Below are 2,312 nucleotides of genomic sequence, written 5' to 3'. Positions count from 1 at the left end.
GCTGTATAGCTCGGCGCCTTGGCGGTATGGTGGTTTGCCGACCGCCGAGGAACCGTGAATGCCGAAAAAACCACCACCCCCTGAGAACACCGCCAGTGCAGCCGACATCGAACGCGCCATTCTGGCCTTGAACAAAATGGCCGAACGCCTGTGGGGCGTCGGGCGTGAAGCCGAGGCCAAGGCGCTGCTCGATGCACTGGATGCGTTGAACCGCGCCCTCGACCGGATCCGCATCGGGGAAAGTCGCAGGGCCGTCACCCTGCACTGAATCAGAGCTGGTAAAACTCGCGATACCACTGTACGAACGCTTGCACGCCCTGCTCGATCGGCACCTGCGGGCTGAAGTCGATGCAGCGTGCCAGCGCCGATACGTCGGCCCAGGTCTTCAGCACGTCGCCCTCCTGCATCGGCAAATAACGGCGCTGAGCCTTGATGCCCAGTGCCTGCTCCAGGCATTCGACGAAGCTCAATAGCGCTACCGGACTGCCCCGGCCAATATTGAATAACCGGTTGATGCCGCGCTCGGCGCTGATTGCGGGCGGTTTGTCGAGCAGTCGGAAAATCGCTTCGACGATGTCGTCGATAAAGGTGAAGTCCCGCGCCATTTCGCCTTGGTTGTAGAGGTCGATGGCGCGCCCGTTGAGCATCGCTTCGGTGAATTTGAACAGCGCCATGTCCGGTCGACCCCACGGGCCGTACACGGTAAAGAAGCGCAGGCCGGTGGCCTGCAAGCCGTAGAGATGGCAGTAACTGTGCGCGATCAGTTCGTTGGCGCGTTTGCTCGCGGCGTACAACGAAACCGGTTGATCGACCGGATCGTCTTCTGCAAACGGCATCTTGGTATTGGCGCCATACACCGAACTGCTCGATGCATAGATCAAGTGCTCTGGCGGGTGACGACGGCACGCTTCCAGAACGTTGAGAAACCCGACCAGATTCGACTGCGCATAGGCATCAGGATTGTCCAGCGAGTAGCGCACTCCGGCCTGCGCAGCGAGGTGAATGACCTGTTTGTAGTGGCCGTGTTCGAACAACGCGGTCAAAGCGCTCTGATCGACAATGTCCAGCCGCTGGAACGTAAAATTGACCAGCGTCTGCAATCTCTGCAAACGCGCCTGTTTGAGTTTGACGTCGTAATAAGGATTGAGATTGTCGATACCCACAACCTCTAGCCCTTCGCGACATAAACGCATGACCGTGTGATAACCGATAAAACCTGCGGCACCCGTTACCAGAACACTCATGATTGCCTCGGCTCACCGGTTTGACTTCAAGAAATATGCAGCACGAACATTTACCCGCGAACGACCGTAACTATTCATAGACGACCTTAGTTACTCGGGCCAGCAGCATCCGACGCGAGGCATCTAAAATCAAAACTTCTTACGAACCGAAACATGTAAGATTGAAACTAATTTGCTATCACGCGCACCATCTAACCTCCGCGACTTCAACAACTTCGAAAAGTTTAAAAAACCCGACGAATAAATTTCACCTTTACCAATCAATAACCTACGTGAGATGGCCATCATCAGCGGATGAAAGGTAATGTTTTTGACTGTTAGCAATTGACAGCTTGCAAAGACTGGCCGATAACTAATCACTGCCCGACGAGCTCGCGCCGACGCGCACTTTTCTGCTCTCCGGCTATTTATGTAATTGGATCCTGAAGGTCGCAACTGCGAACCGTGCGGTAGCTTTGCTTGAACAAAAGCGCGGACTCGTTATAGCCAAGACGGCCACGGATATAACAATAACCCAGCCAAGTTGATTCATTTTTGAAACACTTCTTCTGCCAATAAACATTGATGCATCTGGCTCGGCACTTTGCCTTGATCAGCCTACTACCTACTAGCAAGCATGACGGCTCGTCCCACGCTATCGGCCGCCCTGCTTAAACGATCGCTATGTATGGAGTACTCCAGCATGCTAACGGTTTGCCGCAACGGTTCTAACTGGTATTTATTGCAGTGCAAGCCCCGCCAGGATGAACGGGCACAACTCAATCTGCAGCAACAGAACTATTCGACCTTTCGGCCGCAACTGATGAGCGAGCGCAGTATTCGTGGCAAACGCCAACGAACCCTGGAATCGCTGTTCCCCGGCTACGTGTTCATTGAACTGAGCCGCGACGATAACTGGGCACCGATTCGCTCGACCCGTGGTGTCAGCCGCATCGTCGAATTCAACCATGTGCCCGCCCGCGTCGATGAAGACGTGATCGCGCAATTGCGTGAGCGCAGCCAGGAGTCGCTCGGCTTTCCTGCCGATCCGCAGCTCAAACCCGGCGAACCTCTGCAAATCGTCCAAGG

The 2,312-nt window shown here is 55.0% G+C and carries 3 protein-coding genes; 2 read left to right on the top strand and 1 reads right to left on the bottom strand.

Annotation, left to right across the window (positions count from 1 at the left end; all coding sequences use genetic code 11):
* The first annotated feature begins 58 nt into the window (after nucleotides 1-58).
* Entirely contained in the window at nucleotides 59-268 is a 210-nt protein-coding gene (locus OQK_RS00210) for a hypothetical protein (protein WP_016770585.1), read from the top strand.
* Between the two features lies 1 nt (nucleotide 269).
* On the opposite strand, the gene OQK_RS00205 is transcribed toward OQK_RS00210, so the two are convergent.
* The gene (locus OQK_RS00205) at nucleotides 270-1,244 is read right to left on the bottom strand and encodes an NAD-dependent epimerase (protein WP_016770584.1); all 975 of its coding nucleotides are present in this window, start codon (nucleotides 1,242-1,244) and stop codon (nucleotides 270-272) included.
* 682 nt (nucleotides 1,245-1,926) lie between these two features.
* On the opposite strand from OQK_RS00205, the gene OQK_RS00200 reads away from it, so the two are divergent.
* Nucleotides 1,927-2,312 (top strand): transcriptional activator RfaH (locus tag OQK_RS00200; RefSeq protein WP_016770583.1); only part of this gene is annotated, 386 nt, incomplete at its 3' end.

This window comes from Pseudomonas sp. R62, from assembly GCF_000257605.1.
GTDB lineage: Bacteria > Pseudomonadota > Gammaproteobacteria > Pseudomonadales > Pseudomonadaceae > Aquipseudomonas > Aquipseudomonas atacamensis.
This window is presented reverse-complemented; position numbering and strand designations above follow the sequence as displayed.

Coding starts and splice junctions, on each gene's coding strand:
- OQK_RS00210 (WP_016770585.1), top strand. CDS start 59: ATGCCGAAAAAACCACCACCCCCTGAGAACACCGCCAGTGCAGCCGAC.
- OQK_RS00205 (WP_016770584.1), bottom strand. CDS start 1,244: ATGAGTGTTCTGGTAACGGGTGCCGCAGGTTTTATCGGTTATCACACG.